General features: G+C 66.8%; 23 protein-coding genes. 10 read left to right on the top strand and 13 right to left on the bottom strand.

Annotated elements, in window-relative coordinates:
• Nucleotides 1-10: 10 nt before the first annotated feature.
• Genes ShzoTeo12_RS25235 through ShzoTeo12_RS25250 form a run of 4 tightly spaced genes read left to right on the top strand, consistent with a single transcriptional unit; the run spans nucleotide 11 to nucleotide 3,594 of the window.
• Nucleotides 11-1,033: an ABC transporter permease gene (locus tag ShzoTeo12_RS25235; protein ID WP_318912970.1), complete on the top strand. Its 1,023-nt coding sequence runs from the start codon at nucleotides 11-13 to the stop codon at nucleotides 1,031-1,033.
• The gene (locus tag ShzoTeo12_RS25240; protein WP_318912971.1) at nucleotides 1,030-1,869 is read left to right on the top strand and encodes an ABC transporter permease; all 840 of its coding nucleotides are present in this window, start codon (nucleotides 1,030-1,032) and stop codon (nucleotides 1,867-1,869) included. The genes ShzoTeo12_RS25235 and ShzoTeo12_RS25240 overlap by 4 nt, the downstream gene beginning before the upstream one ends.
• The gene (locus tag ShzoTeo12_RS25245) at nucleotides 1,856-2,809 is read left to right on the top strand and encodes an ABC transporter ATP-binding protein (RefSeq protein WP_318912972.1); all 954 of its coding nucleotides are present in this window, start codon (nucleotides 1,856-1,858) and stop codon (nucleotides 2,807-2,809) included. Before ShzoTeo12_RS25240 ends, ShzoTeo12_RS25245 begins: the two co-directional genes overlap by 14 nt.
• Nucleotides 2,806-3,594, top strand: coding sequence for a dipeptide/oligopeptide/nickel ABC transporter ATP-binding protein (locus ShzoTeo12_RS25250; RefSeq protein ID WP_318912973.1), 789 nt, complete (start codon nucleotides 2,806-2,808; stop codon nucleotides 3,592-3,594). Before ShzoTeo12_RS25245 ends, ShzoTeo12_RS25250 begins: the two co-directional genes overlap by 4 nt.
• 74 nt (nucleotides 3,595-3,668) lie before the next feature.
• Here the strand turns inward: ShzoTeo12_RS25250 and ShzoTeo12_RS25255 are convergent, their stop codons facing one another.
• The 5 genes from ShzoTeo12_RS25255 to ShzoTeo12_RS25275 all read right to left on the bottom strand — a co-directional run bounded on the left by ShzoTeo12_RS25255 (nucleotide 3,669) and on the right by ShzoTeo12_RS25275 (nucleotide 9,111).
• Nucleotides 3,669-4,427, bottom strand: a complete 759-nt coding sequence (locus tag ShzoTeo12_RS25255; RefSeq protein ID WP_318912974.1) for an amino acid ABC transporter ATP-binding protein — start codon at nucleotides 4,425-4,427, stop codon at nucleotides 3,669-3,671.
• A 29-nt stretch (nucleotides 4,428-4,456) separates the two neighbouring features.
• Nucleotides 4,457-5,587 carry an amino acid ABC transporter permease gene (locus ShzoTeo12_RS25260; protein ID WP_119255199.1) on the bottom strand — a complete coding sequence of 377 codons (1,131 nt, stop codon included), beginning with the start codon at nucleotides 5,585-5,587 and terminating at the stop codon, nucleotides 4,457-4,459.
• Nucleotides 5,584-6,792 carry an ABC transporter permease subunit gene (locus ShzoTeo12_RS25265; protein WP_318912975.1) on the bottom strand — a complete coding sequence of 403 codons (1,209 nt, stop codon included), beginning with the start codon at nucleotides 6,790-6,792 and terminating at the stop codon, nucleotides 5,584-5,586. Before ShzoTeo12_RS25265 ends, ShzoTeo12_RS25260 begins: the two co-directional genes overlap by 4 nt.
• Before the next feature lie 65 nt (nucleotides 6,793-6,857).
• Nucleotides 6,858-7,889, bottom strand: a complete 1,032-nt coding sequence (locus ShzoTeo12_RS25270; RefSeq protein WP_119255201.1) for a transporter substrate-binding domain-containing protein — start codon at nucleotides 7,887-7,889, stop codon at nucleotides 6,858-6,860.
• Nucleotides 7,890-8,142: 253 nt separating this feature from the next.
• Nucleotides 8,143-9,111 carry a LysR family transcriptional regulator gene (locus ShzoTeo12_RS25275; RefSeq protein WP_119255202.1) on the bottom strand — a complete coding sequence of 323 codons (969 nt, stop codon included), beginning with the start codon at nucleotides 9,109-9,111 and terminating at the stop codon, nucleotides 8,143-8,145.
• 132 nt (nucleotides 9,112-9,243) lie between these two features.
• Here ShzoTeo12_RS25275 and glyA point away from each other — a divergent pair, with 132 nt between their 5' ends.
• The 5 genes from glyA to ShzoTeo12_RS25300 all read left to right on the top strand — a co-directional run bounded on the left by glyA (nucleotide 9,244) and on the right by ShzoTeo12_RS25300 (nucleotide 14,234).
• Nucleotides 9,244-10,521 (top strand): serine hydroxymethyltransferase, encoded by a 1,278-nt coding sequence (gene glyA / locus ShzoTeo12_RS25280; RefSeq protein WP_318912976.1) that lies wholly within the window; start codon nucleotides 9,244-9,246, stop codon nucleotides 10,519-10,521.
• Between the two features lie 96 nt (nucleotides 10,522-10,617).
• Nucleotides 10,618-11,511 (top strand): bifunctional methylenetetrahydrofolate dehydrogenase/methenyltetrahydrofolate cyclohydrolase FolD, encoded by an 894-nt coding sequence (folD, locus tag ShzoTeo12_RS25285; protein ID WP_318912977.1) that lies wholly within the window; start codon nucleotides 10,618-10,620, stop codon nucleotides 11,509-11,511.
• A 20-nt stretch (nucleotides 11,512-11,531) separates the two neighbouring features.
• Nucleotides 11,532-12,428, top strand: coding sequence for a formyltetrahydrofolate deformylase (gene purU, locus ShzoTeo12_RS25290; RefSeq protein ID WP_119255205.1), 897 nt, complete (start codon nucleotides 11,532-11,534; stop codon nucleotides 12,426-12,428).
• 31 nt (nucleotides 12,429-12,459) lie between these two features.
• Nucleotides 12,460-12,840: a RidA family protein gene (locus tag ShzoTeo12_RS25295; RefSeq protein WP_318912978.1), complete on the top strand. Its 381-nt coding sequence runs from the start codon at nucleotides 12,460-12,462 to the stop codon at nucleotides 12,838-12,840.
• Between the two features lie 71 nt (nucleotides 12,841-12,911).
• Entirely contained in the window at nucleotides 12,912-14,234 is a 1,323-nt protein-coding gene (locus ShzoTeo12_RS25300) for a D-serine ammonia-lyase (protein WP_318912979.1), read from the top strand.
• A gap of 127 nt (nucleotides 14,235-14,361) precedes the next feature.
• Here the strand turns inward: ShzoTeo12_RS25300 and ShzoTeo12_RS25305 are convergent, their stop codons facing one another.
• Together ShzoTeo12_RS25305 and ShzoTeo12_RS25310 are read right to left on the bottom strand one after the other, a co-directional pair.
• Nucleotides 14,362-15,786 carry an FAD/NAD(P)-binding protein gene (locus ShzoTeo12_RS25305; protein ID WP_318912980.1) on the bottom strand — a complete coding sequence of 475 codons (1,425 nt, stop codon included), beginning with the start codon at nucleotides 15,784-15,786 and terminating at the stop codon, nucleotides 14,362-14,364.
• Nucleotide 15,787: 1 nt separating this feature from the next.
• The gene (locus ShzoTeo12_RS25310) at nucleotides 15,788-17,203 is read right to left on the bottom strand and encodes an LLM class flavin-dependent oxidoreductase (protein WP_318912981.1); all 1,416 of its coding nucleotides are present in this window, start codon (nucleotides 17,201-17,203) and stop codon (nucleotides 15,788-15,790) included.
• A 241-nt stretch (nucleotides 17,204-17,444) separates the two neighbouring features.
• Here ShzoTeo12_RS25310 and ShzoTeo12_RS25315 point away from each other — a divergent pair, with 241 nt between their 5' ends.
• Complete coding sequence (locus tag ShzoTeo12_RS25315; RefSeq protein ID WP_318912982.1) at nucleotides 17,445-18,656, top strand: acyl-CoA dehydrogenase family protein; 1,212 nt, start codon at nucleotides 17,445-17,447, stop codon at nucleotides 18,654-18,656.
• 196 nt (nucleotides 18,657-18,852) lie between these two features.
• Here the strand turns inward: ShzoTeo12_RS25315 and ShzoTeo12_RS25320 are convergent, their stop codons facing one another.
• From ShzoTeo12_RS25320 to ShzoTeo12_RS25345, 6 genes are all read right to left on the bottom strand, one after another.
• Nucleotides 18,853-20,067: an SfnB family sulfur acquisition oxidoreductase gene (locus ShzoTeo12_RS25320; protein WP_318912984.1), complete on the bottom strand. Its 1,215-nt coding sequence runs from the start codon at nucleotides 20,065-20,067 to the stop codon at nucleotides 18,853-18,855.
• Between the two features lie 25 nt (nucleotides 20,068-20,092).
• Nucleotides 20,093-21,133, bottom strand: coding sequence for an isopenicillin N synthase family dioxygenase (locus tag ShzoTeo12_RS25325; protein ID WP_313193904.1), 1,041 nt, complete (start codon nucleotides 21,131-21,133; stop codon nucleotides 20,093-20,095).
• Between the two features lie 251 nt (nucleotides 21,134-21,384).
• Complete coding sequence (locus tag ShzoTeo12_RS25330) at nucleotides 21,385-22,746, bottom strand: O-acetylhomoserine aminocarboxypropyltransferase/cysteine synthase family protein (RefSeq protein ID WP_318912985.1); 1,362 nt, start codon at nucleotides 22,744-22,746, stop codon at nucleotides 21,385-21,387.
• Entirely contained in the window at nucleotides 22,743-23,072 is a 330-nt protein-coding gene (locus tag ShzoTeo12_RS25335; protein ID WP_318912986.1) for a hypothetical protein, read from the bottom strand. Before ShzoTeo12_RS25335 ends, ShzoTeo12_RS25330 begins: the two co-directional genes overlap by 4 nt.
• Nucleotides 23,062-23,850 carry an ABC transporter ATP-binding protein gene (locus ShzoTeo12_RS25340; RefSeq protein ID WP_318912987.1) on the bottom strand — a complete coding sequence of 263 codons (789 nt, stop codon included), beginning with the start codon at nucleotides 23,848-23,850 and terminating at the stop codon, nucleotides 23,062-23,064. The genes ShzoTeo12_RS25335 and ShzoTeo12_RS25340 overlap by 11 nt, the downstream gene beginning before the upstream one ends.
• Nucleotides 23,850-24,851: an ABC transporter permease gene (locus ShzoTeo12_RS25345; RefSeq protein ID WP_318912988.1), complete on the bottom strand. Its 1,002-nt coding sequence runs from the start codon at nucleotides 24,849-24,851 to the stop codon at nucleotides 23,850-23,852. The genes ShzoTeo12_RS25340 and ShzoTeo12_RS25345 overlap by 1 nt, the downstream gene beginning before the upstream one ends.
• Nucleotides 24,852-24,853: the final 2 nt, after the last annotated feature.

The raw sequence follows: 24,853 nt of genomic DNA on the forward strand, positions 1-24,853 counted from the left end.
CGGCGGTCCGATGGAACTTCTCCGCTACATCCTGCGTCGCATGATCCTCTCCGCCTTCGTGGTGGTGGGGGTGACCTTTCTGGTCTTCATCGTGGCGCAGGTGGTTCCTTCGGACCCGGCCGCGCTCTATGCCGGCCCGCGCCCGACGGCCGAGCAGATCGAGAAGGCGCGTCAGGAACTCAATCTCGACGCGCCGCTTCCCGCCCGTTTCGCGACCTTCGCCACGGCCATGGCCTCCGGCGATTTCGGCGTTTCCTACAAGTCGCGCCGGCTGATCGCGGAGGACCTCCGGGCCTATCTTCCGGCGACGCTGGAGCTTGCGGTCTTCTCCACCGGCCTTGCGCTGCTGATCGGCATTCCGCTCGGGGTCGCCGCCGCCGCGCGGCAGGGCCGGTGGCCGGATCGGCTCGGCAGCCTCGGCTCGATTGCGGCCGTCGCCATGCCGACGTTCTTCCTGGCGATGCTGCTGCAGCTCGTCTTCGCGCAATGGCTCGGCATCCTGCCGCTCTCCGGACGCCTGTCCCGCGAGATCGCCATTGCCGCGCCGTTGCAGATGGTGACCGGCTTCAACCTCATCGATGCGATCATCGCCGGCCGCGCCGACGTCTTCGGCAATGCGCTGGCGCATCTGATCCTGCCGGCCCTGACGCTCGCCTCCTATCCCGCCGGTGTCGCCATGCGGCTGACGCGCTCGGCGATGATCGAGATCCTGGAGCGTCGCCACGTCGTCGCCGCCCGCGCGCTCGGCCTTTCCGAGCCGCGCATCCTGTTCGGCCACGCGCTGCCGAACGCCATGGGGCCGGCCCTGACCGTGATCGGCCTCTCCTTCGCCTATGCGCTGACCGGGGCGGTGCTGGTCGAGATCATCTTCGCCTGGCCGGGCCTCGGCCGCTATGTCTCCGAGGCGATCCTCGCCAAGGACTTCCCGGTCATCGCCGCCGTCACCATGGTGGTGACGATCTGCTATGTCGTGATGAACCTCCTTATCGACATCGCCCAGGCCCTGGTCGACCCGCGGGTGGCGCTCTCATGACACGTTTCGTTCAACGCCTCGGCTGGCCGGGCACCATCGCCCTCGCAATCGTCGTCCTCTTCGTCGCCGCCGCGATCCTCGCACCGTGGATCGCGCCCTATCCGGCGCAGGGCGCCGGCGCGCCGAACGTCATCGCCAAGCTGCGGCCGCCCTCGGCGGAGTACTGGCTCGGCACCGACCATCTCGGCCGCGACATCCTCAGCCGCATCATCTACGGCACCCGCGTCTCGCTGACCAACGGCGTGCTGATCGTCGCCTTCTCGCTGCTCATCGGCCTGCCGGTCGGGCTGGCCGCCGGCTATTTCGGCGGCTGGATCGACGAGGCGCTGATGCGCGGCACGGATGTCTTCCTCGCCTTCCCCGCCCTGCTGCTCGCCGTCCTGATGGCGGCTGCGCTCGGGCCGGGCTTCCTCAACAGCATCATCGCCGTCGCCGTGACCTGGTGGCCCTGGTATGCCCGCCTTGCCCGCGCGGAAGTGCTGGTGCTGCGCGGGCAGCCCTATGTCGAGGCCGCGCGCCTTGCCGGCGTCTCGCATCCGCGCATCATCATAAGGCACATCCTGCCCGCGACGGGCCGGCCGCTGACCGTCCAGGCCGCGCTCGACGTCGGCCCGGCGCTGCTGACGGCCGCCGCCCTCTCCTTCCTCGGCCTCGGCGTCCTGCCGCCGACCGCCGACTGGGGCCAGATGGTCGATGCCGGCCGCAAATTCTTCCCGGCGCGCTGGTGGTATTCGGCCATGCCCGGCATGACGATCTTCATCGTGGCGCTCGCCTTCAGCGTGCTCGGCGATGCCCTGCGCGAGCGCAAGGGAGGTGCCGCCCGTGCCTCTGCTTGATGTCCGCGACCTTTCCGTCAGCATCCCGACGCCGGATGGCGACGTCCATGCCGTGCGTTCCGTCAGCCTTGAGATCGAGCGCGGCGAAATCCATGGCGTGATCGGCGAATCCGGCTGCGGCAAGACCATGACCGGCATGGCGGCGCTCGGCCTCGTGCCGAAGGGCGCGCGCATTACCGCCGAGCGCTTCCATTTCGATGGCGAGGACCTTCGCGAAAATGCGGCGCGCCTGCGCGGCCGGCGCATCGGCCTCATCTCGCAGGACCCCGCCGCCGCGCTCAATCCCGTGCTCTCCATCGCCCGCCAGCTCGACGACGTGATCCGCGCCCATCGCGACATGTCCCGGCAGGCCCGCCGCGCGGAAGCCCTATCGCTTCTGGCCGCGACCGGCCTTCCCAACCCGGAAAGAGTGCTGAAGAGCTATCCGCACCAGCTCTCGGGCGGCATGCAGCAGCGCGTCGTCATCGCACAGGCGCTCGCCACCGGCGCAGACTTCCTGATCGCCGACGAGCCGACGACGGCGCTCGACGTCTCCGTCGGCGCGCAGGTGCTGGCGCTCCTGCGCAAGCTCGTCGCCGAGCGGGGCCTCACCGTGCTGATGATCACCCACGACATGGACGTGATCACAGAGGCCTGCGACCGGGCGACCGTGCTCTATGCCGGCCGCTCCGTCGAGACCGGGCCGGTCGCCGCCGTGCTGCAAAGCCCCGGCCATCCCTATACCCGCGCGCTTCTCGCCGCCCTTCCCGACGCGGGGCCGCACGGCGCGCGCCTTGCCGCCATCGAGGGCTCGATCCCGCCGCCGCGCTCGGCCATCACCGGCTGCGCCTTCGCGCCGCGCTGTCCGCAGGCCATGCCCGTCTGCGGCGCCGAGCCGCCGCCCGAGCGCCGCCGCGATGCCCATCGCTGGCTGTGCCACCTGCCGGAGGACGCGACATGACCCCGGCCCCGATGCTCGACGTCGACACGCTCGTCATCCGCTACCGCGCCGGTCTCTTCGCCGCGCGGCCGAAGCCCGCCGTCAACGGCGCGAACTTTCGCCTCGAAAGGGGCGAGACGCTCGGCATCGTCGGGGAAAGCGGCTCGGGCAAGACGAGCCTGCTTCGCGCCATCCTGCGGCTTCTGCCGGTCGAAAGCGGCGCGATCCGGCTCGACGGGCAGGACTGGCTGGCGCTGAAGGGCGACGCGCTTCGAAAGGCGCGCCAGAAGATCGGCGTCGTCTCGCAGAACCCCTTCCTGTCGCTGAGCCCGCGGCTCACCATCGAGGAAATCCTCGCCGAACCCATGCTGGCGGCCGGCCAGCGGCAGGGCGCGGCCATGCGCGAGAAGATCGCAAGCCTCCTCTCCGACTGCGGCCTTCCGGCCGACTTCCTCGCAAGGCGTGCCCGCGAGCTTTCGGGCGGGCAGGCGCAACGCGTCGCCATCGCCCGCGCGCTGGCGCTGGAGCCCGGGCTCCTCATCCTCGACGAGCCGACCTCGGCGCTCGACGTCTCCGTGCAGGCGCAGATCCTCAACCTGCTCTCGGACCTCAAGGAAAGCCGTGGCCTTTCCATGCTCTTCGTCACGCACAACCTGAAGGTCGTCGCGCATATCTCCGATACGCTCCTCGTCATGCGGCGCGGCGACGTCGTCGAGTTCGGCCGGACCGAGGACGTGATCCGCGCGCCCGCCGAGGCCTATACACGCGAGCTTCTTTCCTTCGGCCGCAACCCGGCCATCGGCTGATCATTCCCCCAAACGACGACGCCGACCCCGGGGCTTCCCGGGATCGGCGCAACAGGTCGGACTGAACGCCCCTTTCAGTGCTTGAGCACGCGGGCGAGGAAGGAGCGCGCGCGCTCGTTCTGCGGGTTGTCGAAGAACTCGTCCGGCTTGCCGACCTCCAGGATCGAGCCCTGGTCGATATAGACGATGCGGTCGGCGACTTCACGGGCGAAGCCCATTTCGTGCGTCACGATCATCATCGTCATGCCGTCGGCGGCAAGCTCGCGCATGACGTCGAGCACTTCGCCGATCATTTCCGGGTCGAGCGCCGAGGTCGGCTCGTCGAACAGCATGAGATGCGGCTCCATCGCCAGCGAGCGGGCAATCGCCACGCGCTGCTGCTGGCCGCCGGAGAGCTGGCCGGGATATTTGTGCGCATGGGCCTTGAGGCCGACGCGGTCGAGCAGCTTGAGGGCGGTCGCCTCGGCCTCGGCCTTCGACTTCTTATGCACGCGCATCGGCGCGATGGTGATGTTCTCCACCACCGTCTTGTGCGGGAAGAGGTTGAACTGCTGGAACACCATGCCGACGCCCTTGCGGATGGCCGCAAGCTCGCGCTCGCCGCCGAGCAGACGGTCTTCCTCGACCGGCACATGGTAGCCGTCGACGATGAGGCTGCCGTTCTGGTACATTTCGAGGCCGTTGACGCAGCGGATCAGCGTGGACTTGCCCGAGCCGCTGGCGCCGATCACCACCACCACCTCACCGCGCGTGACGGCAAGGTCGATGCCCTTGAGGACGTGGTGGCTACCGTAGAACTTGTTGAGGTTCTTCATTTCGACGATGGTGCTCATGGAGCGGCCTCCGGCATTGTTCGTTTCGCTCATCGGGTGCCTCGTGCAAGATGCTTTTCGAGCTTCCGGGCGACGAAGGTGATCAGGGATCCGACGAGGAAATAGGTCAGGAACAGGAACGAATAGACTTCATAGGTGCGGTCGCCGTATTGCGGATTGGCGAGGATCATCTGGCCGGCGCGCAGGAAATCGGTAAGGCCGATGATGAAGACCAGCGGGGCGGTGTTGAAGATGTCGAGCACGTTGCCGACGAGCGGCGGCACCACCACGCGAAGGGCCTGCGGCAGGACGATCGAGCGGTTGATGTCGAACTCGCTCATGCCGAGCGAACGGGCAGCTTCCGTCTGGCCACGCGGCACCGCCTGCAGGCCGCTGCGCACATACTCGGCGACATAGGCGGAATAGAACAGCGTGAAGCCGATCATGCCGCGCACCACGTCGGCGAGGTTGAGCTGCGGCGTCAGCACGGGCATCAGGATCCAGATCCAGTAGACGACCATGATGAGCGGCACGGAGCGCATGACCTCGATATAGGCCGTCGAGATCCAGCGGACGCTGGAAAAGCGGCTGCGGCGGCCGAAGGCGAGCAGGATGCCGAGCGGCAGCGTGACGATCGAGGTGACGAGCGTCAGAAGGATGCTGAGCAGCAGGCCGCCCCAGAGGCCGGCGCCGGGCGGCGCCATGACGGCGAAGATCGCGATCAGGCCGACGAAGCTGGCCGGCACCAGGACCCTGCGGACGGCCGGAAGGCGGGAGCTCGCCGCCCAGCCGAGGGCAAAGAGCGCGACGGTCGCGGCGACCAGCGCGACATTGGCGGGATTCTCCGTCCCGGTGAGGACGAGCGACGCCGCGACGACGGCGACGAGACCACCGGCATGGCGCATGCGGAAGGCGAAGACGCAACCGAGCGCCGCGCCCAGAAGGACGGCGATGATCATCACCGCCACCCAGGTGCGCCAGATCTGATCGGCTGGGAAGATGCCGATCATCAGGACGCGCAGGCTCTGCGGAATGATATCCCACCGCGCCACCGTCAGCGCCCAGCTGGCGATCTGCCAGAGGAGCCAGAGGACGCCGGGAATGACCGTCAGGGACAGGAGGGCGTCGAACGGCTTGCCGAACAGGTTGTGCCGCGACCATTTGAGGGATTTTGCGATCATCGCGAGGCTCCGCGTTTGCTCATGCGGCGGTCGGCAAAGTCGACGGCGGCGCTGATGGCCCAGCTCAGGATCAGGTAGGACACCATGACGATCACGATGCCTTCGAGGCTGTGGCCGGTCTGGTTGGCGATGGTGCCGTAGATGTTGAAGAGTTCGGGATAGCCGATGGCGATACCGAGCGCCGTGTTCTTCGTCAGGCTGATATACTGGTTGCCGAAGGACGGCAGCACGACGCGGAAGACCTGCGGCAGGATGATATCGTTGACCGTATCGCGGCGGGTAAGGCTGAGCGAGGCGGCGGCCTCCCACTGGCCTTTCGGCAGAGCGTCAATGGCGCCGCGCACGATCTCCGCGATGTAGGAGGCGCTGTTGAAGACGATGGCGAGCAGCAGGGCGGCCATTTCCGGGCTCATGCTGGTGCCGCCGCGCGCCTGGAACTTCGAGGTGACCGGGACGTCGAGGCCCAGCACGCCTGTCGCGAACATGACGCCGGCAAGAACGACGGCCGCGCCGGCGCACATCCAGCGCGCCTTCTTCTGCCGGATGAAGATCAGGCCGAGCACGGCCGCCCAGAAGAGGACGGCTGCGCCGAGGGCGAGCGGCGAGGAGCCGCCCTGCCACGCGGGCGCGGGAAAATAGAGGCCCTGCTGGCTGATGACGACGCCGTAGAACTTGGCGGCCGCGGCAATCGGCGGGAAATGCAGGACGACGGCGAAATACCAGAAGACAAGCTGGATCAGCAGCGGCGTGTTGCGCACGAACTCCACGCACCAGAAGGAGAGGTTGCGCACCACCCAGTTGGTCGAGAGCCGGCCGACGCCGAGCAGCGTGCCGAGCACGGTGCTGAGGATGATGGCGAGGATCCCCACCTTGATCGTATTGAAGATGCCCGTAATGAAGGCCTGCGCGATCAGGCGATCCGACGTGAAGTCCGTCAGGCCCGGCCAGAAGCTGCCGTCGAAGACGAAGGTCTTGCCTTCGCTGATGTCGAAGCCGGCGGCGTCCCACAGGAACGAGAAGCTGAACTTGATGCCGTGGCGGGCAAGCCCTTCCTTCACGGCATAGCCGAAGAGAACCACCAGGACGACAGCAGCCGCGATGACGGCGAACTGGATGGCGTCATACCGGATCCGGTTGCGCCGGCGGCGGGCCAGAAGATCGTCGTCGGCCGGAGCTCCGGCCGCGTTCGCTTGGTGCACAGTCATATCGAGATACCAGAGCCGAAGGAGGGACCGGGGCGGAATGCCGCCCCGGTCCGGTCATGAAAGGATCAGTTCCAGAGGGGCGAGTAGATCGAGCCGCCCTGCGACCACTGGGCGTTCGGCGTGCCCTTGCGGTCGAGGAACATCTTGGTGTTCGGGCCGAGGTTGCGGTCGTAGATCTCGCCGTAATTGCCGACGGCCTTGATCGCCTGCATGACGAAGTCGTCGGACAGGCCGAAGTCCTTGCCGTAACCGCCGCCGACGCCGAGGAACTTCTGGACGAAGGGATCTTCGCTCTTCAGCTTCTCTTCGAGATTGGCCTGGGTGATCTCGGACTCCTCAGCCTGGAACAGGCCGTAGGTGACCCAGCGCAGCGCGTTGCGCCACTTGGAATCGTTCGCCGCGACGAAACCGCCGAAGGGCGACTTGTCGAGCGTGTCGGGCAGGATCAGGTAATCGGCCGGCTTCGGCGAGTTGCCGGCCCAGGCGGCGAGTGCGGACTTGTCCGTGCTCATCGCGTTGCAGCGGCCGGAATTGAGGGCGGCGAACAGCTTTTCGAGGTTTTCGTAGGTGAGAACCTTGGAGCCTTCCCAGCCGCGCGCCTTGAAGGCGCTGGTGAGGACCGTCTCGGTCACGGAGCCCTGCGTCGTGCAGAAGGTGGCGCCGTCGAGATCGGCGAATTCCTTAACGCCGGAATCCGTCTTCACCATGATGCCCGTGCCATCGTAGAAGTTGATCGGCAGGAAGTCGATGGCGATCGAGGATTCGCGCGCCGGCTTGATGGTGGTGTGGGCGAAGACGACGTCGACCTGGTTGGTCAGCACCGCGTCGAAGCGGCTCTTGTCCGTGACGGTGACGAACTTGACCTTCGAGGCGTCGCCGAGAACGGCTGCCGCGACGGCGCGGCAGAAGTCCACGTCGAGGCCTTCCAGCTGGCCGGTCGTGGTGTTCAGGTAGCCGAAACCGGGCGCCGTGTTGTCGGTGCCGCAGTTCAGCGTGCCGCGCTGCTTGACGGTATCGAGGACGGAGGCCGACGCCTGACCTGCGGTAAAGGCAAGACCGGCAAACACGCCGGCCGTGAGGAGCTTCATCAGTTTCATTGCATTCCCCTGTGAATATCGCGACGGCTCGCACCCCGGTGCGCAGCCCTGTTCTCTTGCCGAGATCTGATTTGGGCGATAGGCAACAGCGGCTCTTGCCGTTCTGCAGCGATTGTTCCCGCCATTGGCCTAAGTCCGCCGTCTGGTATCCAGATTACGAACCCATATCAATCGACAAATGAACGATATGAACAGGGTTTATTCAGGTCTACTTAATTCTGCTTTACGTACTCTTTAGCAAAATTGATCGAATTCAGCCGCCGGCGGCCTCCACGGGCGTTGCGCCAAGGCCGATCTTCGGCTCGCCCTTGCCGGTCGGCAGGCGGCGGCGGGAATCGATCCGGGCATTCACCTCGGCGATGAAGGCCTGCACGGCGGGGCTGCGCTTTTCCCCCTTGCGGAAGGCAAGCGAGATCTTGCGGCGGATCTCCGGCTCCACCTTGCACACCCAGACGTCCTCGAGATCGTAGCTCGCGCGAAGGCCCGGCAGGATCGAGATGCCGTAGCCCTCCCGGATCAGCGCGATCGTCACCTCGAAGCCCTTGCAGCGGGCGATGATGTTGGGCGTGAAACCGGCATCCTGGCAGGCGTCGGTGATCATGCGATTATAGGCGGAGGAGGCCGTATCGAGCGCCCAGCGCTCGTCGCGAAGCTGGTGCAGCATCACCGTCGGCTGCTCGGCGAGCGGATGGGTCTGCGAGACCATGACGTTGAAGACGTCCTCCATCAGCGGGATCGTCTCGATATTGGGATCGAGCGCGCCGGCGGGGACATTGAGGTCGTCGATGATGGCGATATCCGTCTGCCAGCTTCGAAGCGCCGCGAGGCTTTCGGCCGGCTCCATCTCGTCGAACTGCACCGTCAGATGCGGATGGAGGCGGTGCAGCTCATGGATGGCGCCCGCCACCACCGCCGCGGCGACGGAGGGAAAGGCGGCCACCCGCAGCTCGCCGGCAATCACCTTCTTCAGTTCGGCGATGTCGGCGCGGGCCGATTCGAGTTCGATGAGGATGCGCTCCGCCCGCTCGACGAGCTGCTTGCCGGCCGGCGTCAGTTCGACGCCACGGCCGCGCCGCTCGATGAGGTCGATCCCCACCTCCTGTTCCAGAAGCGCGATCTGCTGCGAGACGGCGGATGGCGAGACGTAGAGCGCCTCGGCCACGGCCGCCATGGTCTTGCGGATCGACAGTTCGCGCAGCGCGCGCAGGCGGGCAAGGTCCATTCTCTCCTCCTCCAATCGTTACCGGAATGATTAGCAGATCAGAACGCATGTGCAAATATTATTAACTTTTTCTGGATCGAAGCCATCGCTAGCCTTTCTCCAAGCCCTCATACCCTTCCGCGGAGACAGGTCATGACCGAACAGACGAAAGCCTATTTCAACACGCCCATCCACGAGCGCGACCCGCTCGTCGCACAGGCGCTCGACAACGAACGCAAGCGCCAGCAGGACCAGATCGAGCTCATCGCGTCCGAGAACATCGTCAGCCGCGCCGTGCTCGACGCCCTCGGCCACGAGATGACCAACAAGACGCTGGAAGGCTATCCGGGCAACCGCTTCCACGGCGGCGGCCAGTTCGTCGACGTCGTCGAGCAGGCGGCCATCGACCGCGCCAAGGAGCTCTTCGGCTGCGCCTATGCCAACGTGCAGCCCCATTCGGGCACGCAGGCGAACCTCGCCGTCTTCTTCCTGCTGCTGAAGCCGGGCGACAAGGTTCTCTCGCTCGACCTCGCCGCCGGCGGCCACCTTTCGCACGGCATGAAGGGCAACCTTTCGGGCCGCTGGTTCGAATCGCACAATTACAATGTGAATCCGGAAACCGAAGTCATCGACTATGACGAGCTGGAGCGCATCGCCGAGGAAGTCCGCCCGACGCTGCTCATCACCGGCGGCTCGGCCTATCCGCGCGAGCTCGATTTCGAGCGCATGGGCAAGATCGCCAAGAAGGTCGGCGCCTGGTTCCTCGTCGACATGGCGCATATCGCCGGCCTCGTGGCGGGCGGCCAGCATCCCTCGCCCTTCCCGCATGCTGACATCGTCACCTGCACGACCACCAAGACGCTGCGCGGCCCGCGCGGCGGCCTGATCCTCACCAACAACGAAGCCTGGTTCAAGAAGCTGCAGGCCGCCGTCTTCCCGGGCGTCCAGGGTTCGCTGCACAGCAACGTGCTCGCCGCCAAGGCCGTCTGCCTCGGCGAAGCGCTGCGCGACGACTTCAAGGTCTACGCCGCACAGGTCAAGGCAAACGCCCGCGCGCTCGCCGAAACCCTGATCGCCCGCGGCGTGCGCATCGTCTCCGGCGGCACGGATACCCACATCGTGCTGGTCGACCTGTCGAGCAAGGGCCTGATCGGCAAGCAGGCGGAAGGCCTTCTCGCCCGCGCCAACATCACCGCCAACAAGAACCCGATCCCGAACGACAGCCCGCGTCCGCCGGAATGGGTCGGCATGCGCCTTGGCGTTTCGGCGGCCACCACCCGCGGCATGAAGGAAGACGAGTTCCGCACGCTCGGCAACATCATCGCCGACCTCATCGAGGCGGAAGCCGCCGGCAAGGCCGATGACGTCGTTCCGGGTGCCAAGGCCAAGGTCGCGGAACTCACCGCCGCCTTCCCGGTCTACGCTCACTAAACGCGGGTTCTCACAACCGCAATGGAGTGCCGCGCCGCAAGCGCGGCGCTCTTGCCGGCCCATGACCGGGCCTTGGAAGATGCGAAAGGGAACGTCATGGGAATGGATAGAATTGCCGCCGGTGCGATCATCGACGGCAAGGCCTTCGCGGCCGGCCTCTTGGAAGACGTGGCGGCGAAGGTCGCCAAGCTGAAGGAAACGACCGGCGCCGTCCCCGGCCTTGCCGTGGTCCTCGTCGGCTCCGATCCCGCCAGCGCCGTCTATGTCGGCTCGAAGCACCGCCAGACGGTCGCCGCCGGCATGAATTCCTTCAAGCACGAGCTTGCGGCCGATACGACGCAGGACGAGCTGATGGCGCTGATCGGCCGGCTGAACGTCGATCCCGCCGTGCACGGCATCCTCGTGCAGCTTCCGCTGCCCGCCCATCTCGATGCGAATGCCGTCATCCAGGGCATCAATCCCGACAAGGATGTCGACGGCTTCCACATTTCCAATGCCGGCCGGCTTTCCACCGGCCAGCCGGCGCTGGTGCCCTGCACGCCGCTCGGCTGCCTGATGCTGCTGAAGGACCGTCTCGGCGGCAACCTCTCCGGCCTCCATGCCGTGGTGATCGGCAAGTCCAACATCGTCGGCAAGCCGATGGCGCAGCTCCTGCTTTCGGAAAACTGCACGGTGACCATCGCCCATTCGCGCACGAAGAACACGCCGGAACTCTGCCGCGCCGCCGATATCCTCGTCGTTGCCGTCGGCCGTCCGGGCCTCGTGCGCGGCGACTGGATCAAGCCGGGGGCCGTGGTCATCGACGTCGGCATCAACCGCGTGGAGATCGACGGCAAGTCGCGCATCGTCGGCGATGTCGCCTTCGAGGAAGCCCGCCATGCCGGCGCGATCACGCCGGTTCCGGGCGGCGTCGGCCCGATGACCATCGCGTGCCTCCTCTCCAATACGCTCACGGCCTTCCGCCGCCAGCATTCCGTCACCATCGACTGATCGACCCGAAAGGATCGCCAATGTCCGCTCTTTCCAACCGCTATGCCCTGCGCGTCGCCTGCCCCTCCATCCGGGGCGTGACCGCCGCCATCGCGACCTACCTCTCCGCCAACGGCTGCAACATTTCCGACAGCGCCCAGTTCGACGACAAGAGCACGGGCCGCTATTTCATGCGCGTCAGCTTCCAGTCCGAGGAAGGCCGCACGCTGGAGGAGTTGCGCGAAGGCTTTGCCGAGATAGCCGCGACCTATGAGGCCGACGCCGAATTCTTCGACGAGACGACCAAGCGCAAGGTCATCCTCATGGTGTCGCGCTTCGGCCATTGCCTCAACGATCTGCTCTACCGCTGGCGCATCGGGGCGCTGCCCATCGACATCGTCGGCGTCATCTCCAACCATTTCGATTACCAGAAGGTCGTCGTGAACCACGATATCCCCTTCCACCACATCAAGGTGACGAAGGAAAACAAGCCGGAGGCCGAGGCCGAGCAGATGCGCATCGTCGAGGAGACGGGCGCCGAGCTGATCGTGCTCGCCCGCTACATGCAGGTGCTCTCCGACGAGATGTGCAGGAAGATGTCGGGCCGGATCATCAACATCCATCACTCATTCCTGCCCTCCTTCAAGGGTGCAAACCCCTACAAGCAGGCCTTCGAGCGCGGCGTGAAGCTGATCGGCGCGACATCGCACTATGTCACCGCCGACCTCGACGAAGGCCCGATCATCGAGCAGGACACCGTGCGCGTGACGCATGCCCAGAGCGCCGACGACTATGTCAGCCTCGGCCGCGACGTGGAGAGCCAGGTGCTCGCCCGAGCCATCCACGCCCATATCCACGGCCGCGTCTTCATGAACGGCAACAGGACCATCGTCTTCCCGCCCTCGCCCGGCTCCTACGCCTCCGAGCGCATGGGCTGAGGCCCGCCCCCCGACATTTGGAGACCATGCCATGATCCAGGAAATCCATACCACCGACGCCCCGGGCGCCGTCGGCCCCTTCTCGCAGGCGATCAAGGTCGGCGACCTGCTCTTCGTCTCCGGCCAGCTGCCGATCGTCCCGGCGACGGGCGAGTTCAATTCCGACGATGCGGTCGAACAGGCCGGGCAGTGCCTGAAGAACCTCGCCGCAATCGCGGCCGCCGCCGGCACCAGCCTTGCCAATACCGTCAAGACCACCGTGCTCCTGACCGACCTCGGCAAGTTCGCCGACATCAACGCCGTCTATGCCGGCTTCTTCTCGAAACCCTATCCGGCGCGCGCCTGCTATGAAGTGAGCGCCCTTCCGAAAGGCGCGAAGGTCGAGATCGAGGCCGTCATCGCCCTTGCGTGACGGCGCAAGGTGCGAGAAACCGGACACGCCCTCTTTGTTGCCGAAGCGACCGCTTCAGACAGGAAGCCGACATGACGATTGAACTGCCGAACGATCCCGCCCGCGCGGACGTGCTTGCCGCCCGCCCGACGCTCTGGACCAATCCCCTCTACCGCGACGACGCGATCGCCGACGCCTCGCTGCCGCTCGATCCCTCCGACGTGGATGCGGCGGCGGCGAACTGGAAGCGGCTCGCGCCGCTACTCGAGACCTGCTTTCCCGAACTTGCGGCGGCCTCCGGCGCGATCCGTTCCGAGCTGATCGAGCTGAAGGCGCTGCGGGATGGTCTCGGCTATGGCGGCCCGGAGTTCGGCCGGGTCTTCGTGAAGGCCGACAATGCCCTGCCGGTCGCGGGATCCATCAAGGCCCGCGGCGGCGTCTACGAGGTCTTCGTCTATGCCGAGGAACTGGCCAAGCGTGAAGGGCTGTTGAAGGACGGGGAGGACATCCGCACGCTTGCCGGGCCGGACGCGAAAGCCTTCTTCTCCCGCTACACCATCGCCGTCGGCAGCACCGGCAATCTCGGCCTCAGCGTCGGCATCGCCGCACGCGCACTCGGCTTCAAGGCGACGGTCCACATGTCTTCCGACGCCAAGGCCTGGAAGGTCGAGCGCCTGAGGAAACTCGGCGTCGAGGTCGTCCAGCACGAGGCGGATTATACGACGGCGGTTGAAAAGGCCCGCGACGTCGCCGAGAGCGACCCGACCATCTATTTCGTCGACGACGAGCAGTCCCGCCGCCTCTTCCTCGGCTACAGCGCCGCCGCCTCGGAACTGGCCGCACAACTTGCCTATGCGGACGTAACGGTCGATGCGGACCATCCGCTCTTCCTCTACCTGCCCTGCGGCATCGGCGGCGCACCGGGGGGCGTTGCCTATGGCGCCAAGCGTATCTTCGGCGACAACGTGCATTGCTTCTTCGTCGAGCCGGTGCAGTCGCCCTGCGCGCTCGTCCACATGATGAGCGGCGCGCAGGACCTCGTCTCCGTCTACGACGTCGGCCTCACCAATGTCACGGAAGCCGACGGCATGGCGGTCGCCCGCATGTCCGCCTTCGTGGCGACGGTGATGCGCGACATGCTTGCCGGCGTCTTCACGGTCGATGACGCCTCGCTCTTCCGTTGGCTCCTACTGGCCCACGAAATGCAGGACATCCGCCTCGAGCCCTCCGCGACGGCAGGCTTCGCCGGGCCGGACTTCGTCGTGAAGCATCCGCAGGGCCGGGCATTCTGCAAGGCGCAGCGGATCGAGGGCCACCTTGACCGGGCGACCCACATCGTCTGGACCACCGGCGGCTCTTTCGTGCCGCAGGAGCAGTTCGAGGCCTTCCTGAAGACCGCGGCCGAGAACCGGTAACGCCACGCAAGCTCCGGCGCGTACGGCGCGGGGTGCGGACCTGCCATCGGCAGGTTCCGCCCCGCGCCGTCGTCCGTCTGGAGCATTTCCAGCAAAAGTGCGAAGCGGTTTTGCGTTCGGAAATGCTCTAAAAGCGCAACGTGCGCGCCCCCGCCATCCGGTGCGCGACCTTCTGCGCAACGAGGAGGGCGTGCTCCGTCACCTGCGGCAATCCCATCAGCTCGCCGAAGGTCCCGCGCGCCAGCGGGCCGGCGATGAAAAGCGTTTCGGCGGCCTCTCCGCTCGTGCCGATGGCGCGGCTGTCGTCGTCGACCGCAAGGCCGAGGCCGACCGTATCGAGCTGCAGCGCACCCGCTGCCGCCAGCGCTTCGAGAAACGGCTGGCTCGACAGGATCGCGCGATGGCCCGGCCCCGTCGTCACTACCACGGTATCGTAATGCTCCACGAACGGCCGTTCGCCCCGGCGCGGCCGGAAGGTCACCGCGATCGTGCCGTCCGCCCGAAGCGCGGCATCGGCGAGGGAAGCCGCATGGATATGCAGCGAGCCGGCCGCGAGACGCCGGTCGATGACGGCCTCCACCTGCGGCGCGATGCGGAAGCGATGCACATCCCAGTAAGGTCGAAGGAAGCGGACGAGGCGGCGGCGCTCGGCAGCGGGCAGCGCGCGCCAGATCGCGCCGCCCTCGCCGCGCAGCCTGTCGAAGACGGCATGCCAGGTGATGCCCTCCCCCGCTGCCTGTTCGAGCGTGCGGCGGACGCGGCGGAGAAGCTCGCGCGCCGAACGGGCGGGAGTGGTCGTGAAGTCGCCGAACGGCTCCTGCGGCAGGAGGGTGTGTCCGCGCGAGCGCAGGCCCCGGCGCGAGACGGCGGTGATCGGTCCTTCATGCCCCGCCGCATCGAGCACGGCGATCACGTCGGCCGCGGTCAGCCCCGTGCCGACGATGAGCACGCGATCCTTGCGGGAAATGCCGGCAAGCGCGCCCGGCACCGTGGCATCGGGAATATAGGCCGGGTGGCCGGCAAGCGCCCGGTCGAGGGCGGCGGGCGCCTGCGGGATCGGATGGGTTGCCGCCACCACAACGCAGCCCGCTTTCAGGACGGAACCGTCCGCCGCCGCGACCCGCCATCCGCCGGCCGCGGCCGTCACGGCGCGAACGCGGCTGCGGCGGTGCTCGATCCGCCCCGCGGCGACGAGCGGCCGGAGCGTCGCATCGACATAATGCCCGAAGGCCGAGCGTCGCGCGAAGATGCGGCCGTCCTTCGTCACCGCCTCGCCGTCATCGGCGAGGGCGCCCGTTTCGAGCAGCCAGCGCTCGAAATGCGTATCGTCGTCGGGAAGAAGCGTCATGCGCGCGGCCGGCACGTTGATGCGGTGGACCGGCTCGTCCGTGTCATAGGCAAGACCACCGCCGAGCATGGCACGCGGCTCGTAGACGACGATCCGCGCCGTGCCTTCGGGCAGCAGCCGGGCCAGATGATAGGCGACGGCCGCGCCGGTGAAGCCGCCGCCGACGATCGCGACGACCGGGACGGATATCGCGCCGACGATCATCTCAGGCGCCGACGGATTTGAGGGCGGGAACCGCTTCGGCCTCGCGGCGCTTCACCGCCTCGATGTCACGGTAGCCGTCGGCGGGGTGGGTCTTCGGCAGGTACGGCCCCTCGCCGAAGAGCTTTTCGCGAAGCGTCCCCGGCCTGTAGGCCGTCGGATAGGCGCCGCGCCTCTGCAATTCCGGCACGATATGGGCGACGATGTCCTCGAAGCTGTCGGGCGTCACCGCATAGGCGAGGTTGAAGCCGTCGACATCCGTATCGTCCACCCATTCCTGCAGGATGTCGGCGATGCGCTCCGGCGAGCCGACGAAGACCGGCCCCATGCCACCGATGCCGCCGAACTGCGCCAGCTCCTCGATGGTCCACGACTTGTCGCCACCGGCAATGTGCTCGACGAAGGAATGGATGGCGTTGGTCTCGATCTTCTCCACCACGTCCGCCGGTGCATATTGCCCGAAGTCGATGCCGCTCCAGCCGGACATGAAGGTGAGCGAGCCGTCATAGGAGACGTAGCTCCTGTATTCCTCGAATTTCTTGTGCGCCTTCTCCTCCGTTTCGTCGGTGATGACGGTGACGAGCGTGTAGATATAGACTTTCTTCGGATCGCGGCCGGCGGCGGCGATGCGCTGGCGGATGTCGGAGACATAGGCCTTCAGCACCGATTTCGTCGGCGCGGCGACGAAGATGCACTCCGCATGGGCGGCGGCGAAGGCCTTGCCGGGGCCGGACGCACCGGCCTGGTAGAGAACCGGCGTGCGCTGCGGCGAGGGCTCCGTCAGGCCATAGCCCGGCACTTCGAAATACCTGCCCTTGTGGCCGATCTCGTGAACCTTTTCCGGATGGGTGAAGATGCGCTTCTTGCCGTCGCGGACCACCGCTCCCTCCTCCCAGGAACCTTCCAGAAGCTTATACAGCACTTCGACATATTCCGCAGCGACCTCGTAGCGATCGTCGTGCCGGCGCAGGCCGCCCTGCCCGACATTCCTCGCCCCGCTCTCCAGATAGGAGGTGACGATGTTCCAGCCGACGCGGCCCTTGGAATGATGGTCGGCCGTCGCGAGCCGGCGGGCGAAGGTATAGGGGTGCTCGAAGGAGGTGGACGCCGTGATGCCGATGCCGAGATGCTCGGTGGCGAGCGCGATGGGGGCGGCGAGCTGCAGCGGATCGTTCACCGGGAGCTGCGCGGCCTGGTGGATGGCGTGATAGTTGGAGCCCTTGTAGACATCGTAATAACCGATGACGTCGGCGATGAAGATGCCATCGAAAACGCCGCGCTCCAGCGTGCGCGCGAGATCCTGCCAATAGTCGAGGTCCTTGTATTTCCAGGACTTGTCGCGCGGATGCGCCCAGAGGCCGGGCGACTGGTGGCCGACGCAGTTCATGTCGAAGGCGTTGAAGCGGATAGGACGGGCCATGGGTCTCTCCAGAATAGCGAGGATGCCGGACGGCATCGTTCGCAGGCGAGGATAGCGCGGACATTCCTTAAATACAGAAATTCTATCTTTTATATAGAATACTTTCAGGAATGCCTTTTCTCGCGGCCGTCCTACCCCTCTGGGAAGATGTGCGGGCGCGGCGGAAAGCCCTTCCGCCAGCCTTCACCCCTCCTTGCCGTGGCGCCCTGCCCGGAAGGAAACCGACAGCAGGAGACCCGCCATGACCGCCCTACACCTTGTCAAGGAGCCCGATCCGCAAGCCGACCGGGTCCGCCTCTTCGCGAAAGCCGAGGAGATTTCCGCCGATCTCGCCCGCCGCGGCGCGCAGCTCGATGCCGAGGGCAAACCGCCGCTGGAGGAGATCGACCGGCTGAAGACGGAAGGCCTGCTGACGGCGTTGCATCCGGCCGGGATCGGCGGCGGCGGGCTCGACTGGGTGGACGGACTACGGCTGGTGCGCATCCTGGCGCGCGGCGAAAGCTCGATCGGCCAGTTGCTCGGCTATCACTTCGTCAACAGCCAGTATGTCTACTGGGCCGCCGACGATCCGGACAGGGCCTGGACCCTCGGCGCCGAGACCGTCGAAAAACGGCTCTACTGGGGCGCCGCCGTCAATCCGCGCGATCCGGGCCTGACGCTGACCCGCAGCGGCGACCATTACCTCCTCAATGGCCGCAAGACCTTCTCCACCGGCGCGCATGTTTCCGACCGCATCAATGCCAGCGCCGCCTTCGGCGAGGCGGTCGCCAGCCTCGTCCTGCCGACCGACCGGCCCGGCTACATCGCCAATGACGACTGGGACAATATCGGCCAGCGGCTCTCCGACAGCGGCAGCGTCGATTTCCACGACTTCCCGGTCTACGAGAGCGACTTCCTCCTGCCGCTCGCCGCAAAGGATGCCGCGCCACGGGTGCTCGCGACGTTCAACACGCCGCTGATCCAGCTCGTCTTCGTCAATTTCTATCTCGGCACGGCGGAGGGCGCGCTGGCAGCCGCCGCAGACTATGTGCGGACGACGACGCGCCCCTGGATCACCTCCAGCGTCGAGAAGGCGAGCGAGGATCCGTATATCCTCGAGCGGATCGGCGAATTCCGCGCCGCGCTGAAGGCCTCAGCGGCGCTTGCCGATGCCGCTGCAACCGCCGTTCAATCGGCGCTTGCGCACGGCCGGGCCGTCACCGCGCGCGAACGCGGCGAGGCGGCGATCGAGGCCTATGAGGCCAAGGTCAACGCCACCCATGTCGCGCTCGACATCACCGCCCGCGTCTTCGAACTGACCGGCGCCCGCTCGACGGCCTCGCATTACCGCTTCGACCGCTATTGGCGGAACGTGCGCACCCACACGCTGCACGACCCGGTATTCTACAAGGCCCGCGAGGTCGGCGACTTCGTGCTCAACGGCCGCGTGCCTGAGCCGAGCCTTTATAGCTGAGGCTAGAGACTCCCAAGGCCACCATCCGCCGGCATGCCCGGCGGATGGATCCTCGGCTCAAAGCCGAGGATGACGGCAGCGGGCGGGGCAACCTCGCCGGCAAAAGGCTTCTCATGCTCTTCCTTCGTTCACGCAAAAAAGGCCGCAATCCCGAAGGATTGCGGCCAGGCGACCACCCCCACCACGAGGGTTGATTTCAGAGCGCGCCGTTTCTCGGCGGCGTGACGCCGTTGAGGTGATAGTTGCCGACGACGTGGTATTTCCAGCGCACCGGATCGTGCAGCGTGTGGGTGCGGGCGTTGCGCCAGTGGCGCTCGAGGTTGAGGCCGCGTTTGGTGGCGGAGGTGCCGGCCAGCTCGAAGAGCACGTTGGCCGCGTCGATGGCGAGTTCCGTCGTCAGCACCTTGGCGGCGGCGACGGCGAGGGTTGCCGCGACGGCACTTTCCGCGCTGAGATTCACCTGCGCCAGGTCGACCTTCCGCCCGGCCCGCTCCAGCGTCGCCTCGGCCGCCTCGACGCGGATGGCGAGCTCGCCGATGCGGGCGATGGTCAGGGGATCGTCCGCCGCGCGCTCGACGCCGCTGTCGGTCCACGGCCGCGCCTTGTCGCGGACATAGCCGATGGTCTCCTTCAGCGCCGCGCGCGCGATGCCGAGATCGATGGCGGCATGGATGATCTGGCCGACCGAGCCGATGGTGCCGGGTCGCTCAAAACCCTTCTGGTGCGGCACGACGGCATCGGCCGGCACGTAGACGTCGCGCAGGATCGTCGTGCCGCTGCCCGTCGTGCGCTGGCCGAAACCGTCCCAGTCGTCGACGATCTCGATGCCCTCCGTCTCGCGCGGCACGAAGGACATGGTGAGGCGGTCTTCCCCATCCAGCGCGAAGATCGCTACCCAATGGGCGAAGAGCACGCCGGTCGAATAGAATTTCCGCCCATTGATGCGGAAGCCCGCACCGTCGGGGGTGATGCGCGTGTTGTAGTCGCCGACGGTCTTCGTGCCGACCTCGGAAAGCGCGTTGCCGAAGCGGTCACCGGCAAGCGCGCGGCCGAAATAGAAGCGCTTCTGCGCCTCGCTGCCGTCATGACGCAGGGCTTCCAGGATATAGAAGTGGTTCTGCGGGATCTGGCCGATGGAGCTGTCGGCCTCAGACAGGATCGCCGTCACCTCGGCCAGAACGGCATTCGACACGTCGATGCCGCCATAGTCCGCCGGCACCGTTATGGCGAGGAGGCCGGAGGCCGAAAGCCGGTCCAGCTCGGCGAAGGGAAGCGCGCGCTCGTAGTCGCGCCGGCTCGCGCCGCCCTCGAATTCGGCGGCAAGCGAGCGGGCGACGGCAAGCGCCTCCTCCTCGCTGGCGATGCGGTGGGCGGTCTCCTGCCGTTCGGCGAGCCGGGTGACGCTGCTCATGGTCGTTCCTTTCGCGCGGGCGGGATCAGGCCCTGGCCGGTTTTTCGAGAAGGTGAAGCAGGTCGGGATGATGCTTCGCCGCGACGTCGGGATGCGAGCGCAGGCGGCTCTTCAGGTGGTTGATGCCGACCTCCCGGAAGATCGGGTTGAGCGGGTCGACGGTGACGCCGCGCTCGCCGCGCTTCAGCTCCTCCGGCAGCGGAATGACCGGGATGGTCGCGTCGTAGCGGGCGCCGAGGAAGAAGGCGACCGAGAAGCGCTCCGTGCCGGCCGGCGGGGTGACGACGTCGTGCACGTCGGCGCGCACGAAGCCGTTCGTCGCCAGCTCAAGGAGCTCGCCGCTGTTGATGACGAAGGTGCCCGGTACCGGCGGCGCATCGATCCAGACGCCATCCTCCGTGCGGATGCGCAGGCCCGGCGTCGTATCCTGAAGCAGCACGGTGACGAAGCCGCCATCCTTGTGCGCGCCGACGCCCTGGTCGCTGCCCGCCGCCTCGCGGCCCGGATAGCGGATGATCTTCAGGAGCTGCGACGGCGACGGCTCGTAGATGTCGGCGAAGGCGTTTTCCGGCTGGCCGAGGGAGAGCGCGATGGCCTTCAGCACGTCGATGCCGATGCGGGTGACTTCCGCCTGGTACCGCAGAAGCAGCGGCTTCAGCTCCGGCAGGGCCTCCGGCCACTGGTTCGGGCCATAGAGGCGGTTCCAGGGCGCCTCGGCGCTGTCCGCCACCGGCTCGCCCTCGGTGTTGACGTCGAGCTGTTCGCGCCAGTCCTGCTCGCCGCGGGTGCGCTCGTAGCCGGCACGGTTATAGCCGCGGAAATGCGGCGACCTGACCATCTCGATCGACAGCTTGTCGGCTTCCGGCAGCGCGAAGAAGCGCTTGGAGGCGGCGAGCACGTCGTCGATCAGGCTCTGCGGCACGCCATGGCCGGTGAGATAGAAGAAGCCGTGATCGTGCAGGACGCGCGTCAGCTCCTTGATGAAAGCCGCGCGCTCGTCCGCGCTGCCGTAGAAGCGGGAAAAATCGATCGTCGGCAGGTGGACGGGCTTGGTGTGGATGGTCATGTCGGCTCTCTCCCCGAGAAAATGGTTGGACCTTGCGTCATTACCGCGCCGTTGCGGCCGGTTGCACCGGCCCGTTCGCGCGGCCACGCCTGGAACTGGAGGAGAGTAGCGGCCATTCGGGCCGAATACAGAAAATCTATCATTTTTATACACTTCAAGGAGGAATGATGTTTCTTTCTGAAGAACCGGCCGGAGGAAACCCCGGCGCGAGGAGGGAGCGCCGGGGTCGCACGCCGATCAGGCGGCCGGCCTCAGGCCAGCGCTATGGCTCTTTCAAGATCGGCGATCAGGTCTTCGGGATGTTCGAGGCCGATGGAAAGCCGCACATAGCCGGGCGTGACGCCCGTCGCGAGCTGGTCTTCCAGCGAGAGCTGCGAATGGGTCGTGGTCGACGGATGGATCGCCAGCGACCGCGCATCGCCGATATTGGCGAGGTGGTAGAAGAGCTGGAGGCTGTCGATGAAGCGGCGCCCCGCCTCCCGTCCGCCCTTCAGCTCGAAGCCGACAAGCGCGCCGAAATGCCCGGCCTTGAAGTATGTCTCCGCCCGCGCCCTGGCGGCACCCTCCTGGAACTTCGGGAAGATCACCCGCTCCACCTTCGGGTGGGCCTTCAGGTATTCGGCCACTTTCACGGCGTTCTCGTTGTGCTGGCGGAGGCGCAGCGGCAGCGTTTCAAGCCCCTGGATGAACTGGAAGGCGTTCTGCGGACTGATCGCCGCGCCGAGATCGCGCAGCAGCACGGCCCGGGCGCGCAGGATATAGGGATGGAAGGCGATCGCCGCCGCCTTCTCGATCCACGTCCTGCCCTGGTAGCTCGCATCCGGCTCGTTGAGGCTCGGCTGGCGCGCGGCATGGTCAGCCCAGGGGAAATTGCCGCCGTCTACGATGGCGCCGCCGATGGAGGTGCCGTGGCCGCCGATATATTTGGTGGTCGAGTAGACGACGACCGCCGCGCCATGCTCCAGCGGCCGGATGATGAGGGGCGCGGCCGTGTTGTCGATAATCAGCGGAATGCCGTGGCGACGGCCGATGGCCGCGACTTCGGCGATCGGGAAGACTTCCAGCTTCGGGTTCGGCAGGGATTCGGCATAGTAGGCGCGGGTGCGCGCGTCGGTCGCCTTCTCGAAGGCTTGCGGATCCGCCGCATCGACGAAGCGCGCCTCGATGCCGAAGCTCTTCAGCGTCGCGGCGAAGAGCGCCCAGGTGCCGCCATAGAGGCCGGCGGCGCTGACGATATTGTCGCCGGCCCGCGCCAGATTGAGGATCGCGAAGGCCGAGGCCGCCTGGCCGGAAGAGACCGCCAGCGCCGCCGCCCCGCCCTCAAGCTCGGCAAGGCGCTGCTCGAAGGCATCCTGCGTCGGGTTGGAGACGCGGGTATAGAGATGGCCGGGCGCTTCCAGCGCGAAAAGCTTGTCGGCGCCGTCCGTGCCGGGAAGCTGGAAGGAACTCGTCTGGTAGATCGGCACGGCCACCGCGCCGCTTGCCGGATCGAAGCGGAAGCTGCCGCCGTGCAGCGCTATGGTTTCGGGATGCCGGCTCTTGAAGGTCGCGGTTCCGGCCGGGACCTCGACGATATCCTGTTCGGCGACCTCGGGGGATTGATGGATCGTCATGACACTTCTCCTTTGGTGAGGCGCCCTCGGGCGCGCGAGGAACGAGCGGACAGAAGGGCGCCCGCGACGAGAATGGCCGCTGCGGCCCAGAAGGCTTCCGGCGCGTACCACCGGATGCCGTAGAGGTGATCCTCGGTGCAGAGCGCCTGGGCGAGCGTGCAGAGGTCGCTTGTGCCCGCAAGGCAGGTGACGGCCTGCCGGACGGTGAGATAGTCGTTCCCGACCACCTTGCCGAAGATCAGCCACCACCAGCCGACGGAAAGGAGCGCGAGGACGCCGCCGGCGAGCGCGACGGCATGGTGGGAAAGGCGCGTGCTAGACGTCATGGGAGATCCCCAGCTTTTCCAGCAATGACCGGCGAAGCGCGACGAGGTCCGGATCGTCCCGGCGGCGCGGATGCGGCTGGCCGACGCGCACCTCCGCGACGATGGCGGCGGGCCGATCGGAAAGAACGATCACCCGGTCGGCCAGAAGCAGCGCCTCCTCGACATCGTGCGTGACGAGGAGCGCGGTGAAGCCGGCGCTCTTCCAGAGATCGAGAAGCTCGTTCTGCATCCTCAGCCGCGTCAGCGAGTCGAGCTTGCCGAAGGGCTCATCGAGCAGCAGCAGCTTCGGATCGTTGACCAGCGCCCGGGCAAGCGCGGCGCGCTGCGCCATGCCGCCGGAAAGCTGGTGCGGGTAGAAATCGGCAAAGCCTTCCAGCTTCACCAGCTTCAGCACCTCGTCGATGCGGTATTCCCGCTCGCGGATTAGGCCGCGCGCCTCCAGGCCCGTCGCGATGTTGGCGCGCACGGTGCGCCAGGGAAACAGCGTGGCGTCCTGGAAGACAAGGATGCGGTCCGGGTCCGGCGCGGCGATCGGCCGGCCGTCTTCCAGCACCCTGCCCGTCGTCGGCGTCTCCAGTCCGGCGGCAAGGCGCAGCAGCGTGGACTTGCCGCAGCCGGAGGGGCCGAGAAGGGCGACGAATTCGCCCGGCGCGAGGGAAAGGCTGACATCGTCGAGGACCGCAAGGTCCCTGCCGTCGAGGTCGTAGCGATGGGTCACGCCCTCGATATCGAGCGCGATGCTGCTTGCGGGCGTGGCTTCGGCAAGAGCGAGCGACATCAGAGGATCCCCTTCTGCCAGCCGAGGAGCTGGTCGCGCAAGACGAAGAGCAGGCGCACGAGGCCGGCGCAGATCAGCGCCATGACGATCAGCGCGGCATAGACATTGGCATAGGCCGAATAGGCGGTGTTGAACTGGAGGTACCAGCCGAGGCCGAACTTCGCCCCGAGCATCTCGGCGACGACCAGCACGGCGAAGGAGTAGTAGAGCCCCATGAAGACGCCGACGAAGACATTCGGCAGCGCGGCGGGGATCGCCACCTTGAAGATGAGGAAGCGGTTGTCCGCGCCGAGGGTGCGGGCGACGTCGTAATAGGCGCGGTTGACCTGCGCGACGCCGGCCGCCGTGAGGATCGCGACGGGAATGCCCGAGGCAAGCGCCACGAGGAAGATCGAGGCGTGGAACGTCGTCGGGAAAAGGAAGAAGGTGCAGGGGATCCAAGCGCTCGCCGGCACCGGGCCGATGAGTTTCAGGAGCGGCATGCCCCAATAGGCGAAGCGCTTCGACCAGCCGAGCGCCACGCCCCCGGCAAAGCCGGCGAGGATGCCCGAGAAGAAGCCGAGCCCCCAGAGCCGCCCGGTATAGGCGACGCAGACGAGCAGGCGCTCCCAGTCCGTCACATAGACATGCAGCAGGCCCTGCGGCGGCGAGAAGAACGGCTTCGGCAGCCAGCCGAGCTTGGCCGTCAGCACCTCCCAGCCCGCAAGCCAGAGGCCGAGGACGATGAACCACGGCCCGTAATGCACCAGCGTGCGGCCGAAGCGGCCGAGCCTGTGCACGGTGAGCGACAACGCGAGAAAGAGCCCCGCGCCGGCAAGGGTGACGGCAGCGAAAAGCGCCGTCGCACCCCAGGTGATGACATCCGGCAGGCCATAGGTGACGGCCGCGGCGAGAAGCCACGTGCCGGCCGCGTAAAGGCCGTTTCGCCAGATCCCGCCGGAAGGCAGGGCGAAGGCCCGCCGCCCTGCCCCGCCGAATGTTTCCTCTATCGCCGCGCTCATCG

Source organism: Shinella zoogloeoides (assembly GCF_033705735.1).
Classification (GTDB): Bacteria; Pseudomonadota; Alphaproteobacteria; order Rhizobiales; family Rhizobiaceae; genus Shinella; species Shinella zoogloeoides_A.

What these genes read in the sequence shown, in the direction of transcription:
- glyA (WP_318912976.1), top strand. Translation starts at nt 9,244, where the DNA reads ATGACCGAACAGACGAAAGCCTATTTCAACACGCCCATCCACGAGCGC.
- ShzoTeo12_RS25300 (WP_318912979.1), top strand. Translation starts at nt 12,912, where the DNA reads ATGACGATTGAACTGCCGAACGATCCCGCCCGCGCGGACGTGCTTGCC.
- ShzoTeo12_RS25320 (WP_318912984.1), bottom strand. Translation starts at nt 20,067, where the DNA reads ATGAGCAGCGTCACCCGGCTCGCCGAACGGCAGGAGACCGCCCACCGC.
- ShzoTeo12_RS25325 (WP_313193904.1), bottom strand. Translation starts at nt 21,133, where the DNA reads ATGACCATCCACACCAAGCCCGTCCACCTGCCGACGATCGATTTTTCC.
- ShzoTeo12_RS25330 (WP_318912985.1), bottom strand. Translation starts at nt 22,746, where the DNA reads ATGACGATCCATCAATCCCCCGAGGTCGCCGAACAGGATATCGTCGAG.
- ShzoTeo12_RS25240 (WP_318912971.1), top strand. Translation starts at nt 1,030, where the DNA reads ATGACACGTTTCGTTCAACGCCTCGGCTGGCCGGGCACCATCGCCCTC.
- ShzoTeo12_RS25270 (WP_119255201.1), bottom strand. Translation starts at nt 7,889, where the DNA reads ATGAAACTGATGAAGCTCCTCACGGCCGGCGTGTTTGCCGGTCTTGCC.
- ShzoTeo12_RS25310 (WP_318912981.1), bottom strand. Translation starts at nt 17,203, where the DNA reads ATGGCCCGTCCTATCCGCTTCAACGCCTTCGACATGAACTGCGTCGGC.
- ShzoTeo12_RS25235 (WP_318912970.1), top strand. Translation starts at nt 11, where the DNA reads ATGGAACTTCTCCGCTACATCCTGCGTCGCATGATCCTCTCCGCCTTC.
- ShzoTeo12_RS25255 (WP_318912974.1), bottom strand. Translation starts at nt 4,427, where the DNA reads ATGAGCACCATCGTCGAAATGAAGAACCTCAACAAGTTCTACGGTAGC.
- ShzoTeo12_RS25315 (WP_318912982.1), top strand. Translation starts at nt 17,445, where the DNA reads ATGACCGCCCTACACCTTGTCAAGGAGCCCGATCCGCAAGCCGACCGG.
- ShzoTeo12_RS25275 (WP_119255202.1), bottom strand. Translation starts at nt 9,111, where the DNA reads ATGGACCTTGCCCGCCTGCGCGCGCTGCGCGAACTGTCGATCCGCAAG.
- ShzoTeo12_RS25345 (WP_318912988.1), bottom strand. Translation starts at nt 24,851, where the DNA reads ATGAGCGCGGCGATAGAGGAAACATTCGGCGGGGCAGGGCGGCGGGCC.
- ShzoTeo12_RS25335 (WP_318912986.1), bottom strand. Translation starts at nt 23,072, where the DNA reads ATGACGTCTAGCACGCGCCTTTCCCACCATGCCGTCGCGCTCGCCGGC.
- ShzoTeo12_RS25260 (WP_119255199.1), bottom strand. Translation starts at nt 5,587, where the DNA reads ATGATCGCAAAATCCCTCAAATGGTCGCGGCACAACCTGTTCGGCAAG.
- folD (WP_318912977.1), top strand. Translation starts at nt 10,618, where the DNA reads ATGGGAATGGATAGAATTGCCGCCGGTGCGATCATCGACGGCAAGGCC.
- ShzoTeo12_RS25295 (WP_318912978.1), top strand. Translation starts at nt 12,460, where the DNA reads ATGATCCAGGAAATCCATACCACCGACGCCCCGGGCGCCGTCGGCCCC.
- ShzoTeo12_RS25265 (WP_318912975.1), bottom strand. Translation starts at nt 6,792, where the DNA reads ATGACTGTGCACCAAGCGAACGCGGCCGGAGCTCCGGCCGACGACGAT.
- ShzoTeo12_RS25250 (WP_318912973.1), top strand. Translation starts at nt 2,806, where the DNA reads ATGACCCCGGCCCCGATGCTCGACGTCGACACGCTCGTCATCCGCTAC.
- ShzoTeo12_RS25305 (WP_318912980.1), bottom strand. Translation starts at nt 15,786, where the DNA reads ATGATCGTCGGCGCGATATCCGTCCCGGTCGTCGCGATCGTCGGCGGC.
- ShzoTeo12_RS25340 (WP_318912987.1), bottom strand. Translation starts at nt 23,850, where the DNA reads ATGTCGCTCGCTCTTGCCGAAGCCACGCCCGCAAGCAGCATCGCGCTC.
- purU (WP_119255205.1), top strand. Translation starts at nt 11,532, where the DNA reads ATGTCCGCTCTTTCCAACCGCTATGCCCTGCGCGTCGCCTGCCCCTCC.